The sequence below is a fragment of the Flavobacterium sp. J27 genome (assembly GCF_004303025.1).
Lineage (GTDB): Bacteria > Bacteroidota > Bacteroidia > Flavobacteriales > Flavobacteriaceae > Flavobacterium.
Genome location: NZ_PJQW01000031.1, coordinates 1 through 1,465, shown reverse-complemented (window position 1 = coordinate 1,465; position 1,465 = coordinate 1). Strand labels below are relative to the sequence as shown.

The 1,465-nt window shown below is 38.2% G+C and carries 1 protein-coding gene; it reads right to left on the bottom strand.

What is annotated here, in order from left to right:
- A partial coding sequence (locus tag CX675_RS19620; RefSeq protein ID WP_130736955.1) for a type VI secretion system Vgr family protein occupies positions 1 to 1,465 on the bottom strand: 1,465 nt, incomplete at both ends.

Below are 1,465 nucleotides of genomic sequence, written 5' to 3'. Positions count from 1 at the left end.
GCATTTACACTAATATTTCCTTTTCCATCCATCATCCAAGTATTACCACTAGGATCTTCTATAAAAACACTGCCTTGATCGTCATTTAAAATTATTTTTGTACCACTTCGCGTTTGAATTACTTTTTGATCATTACCTGAAGTAGCATATCCCGAACTTGCATTACCATTATACATCGTTCCTAATACAAACGGTTTCTCCGCATTACCAGACTCAAAACCAACCAAAACCTCTTCTCCAATCTCTGGTATAAAATACATCCCTTTGCCTCCTCCTGAATGACCATTTGTCATGCGTATCCATGGTGTGTTACCCTCTTGCCAAGCAAACTTTACCTGAACTCTTCCTAAACCTAACGGATCGTTATTATCAGTAACTAAAGCCGGTTGAGTATCTGCCACTGGATGCTGATGTACGTTCCCATATGGAGGCGCCATAACTCGCTCTGGAACTGCCTGAAAACTATTATGATATGTTCCCGATTCTTCACAAACATGAGTAATATCGGTAATAATATATTTCCCAAATTGCTGTTCTTGCAGACCATCTAACAAATTACCTGTCATAGAAAAGGAAGGCTCTTCTATAGAAACCACATCGCCTAATCGTAATCCCGTTTCATCTGTATCCCCTTGGGCTGTAACTAAATCGGAACTCCTAGACTGCAATTGTGTGGTAACTCTATCTAATAAATGAGTTCGTGAACTACCCTCTTCTAAAGCATGACTATAAAGCATCGTGGCAACCTCTGGAAACAATTTATTAGATCGCTCAAACATCGCTTTACTATACCCTTCTGGTTGATAATTCACCTCTGAAGTAGCTGCCTTTTGTGTCTCAGATGTACTAGAATCATATCCTAAATATTCTAACCCTAAAGGCTTTGCTCGCATCTCTATCTTAAATGTATGCAAATTCCTACCGTATTCTAATCTAAATGATGAAGATTGTGGAGCACCAAAAACTAATGACTCTCCATTATAATAAAACCACTGCCCTTTCTTTTGAGCTAATCGACAGATAAAACCAAAATCGCTCTCCTTATACTGAACCGTATAAGGCATACTCACATTGTTTTGAACCTTGATACTGGGTTGTAACTCCTTTTGCGAATACCCAGAAATAATATTCTTTACAATATCTGATATTGTCTCTTCTGTGTAGGATTTTGATTTCGGTGTCCCTTCCATAACAATAGTAGGACTGTAACCATTGATAATAATCCCTCCAGCCGCTCCTGAGGTACGAACCATCTGGGCTTCGGTTATAATACCATTAAAAACTAATGGAGAAGTAGTAGATAAACTACTGGGCTTAATCTCTATCTTTACGGATTGACCTACATATTCTTGTGACTTATCTATAGCCTGACCTATAAACTCTTTCGGTAAAGGTTGCAAAATAGAAAAAGTATGGTGCGTGTGAACTTTCTGATGGATTACTAATTTTGAAAATCGCGTAAGTG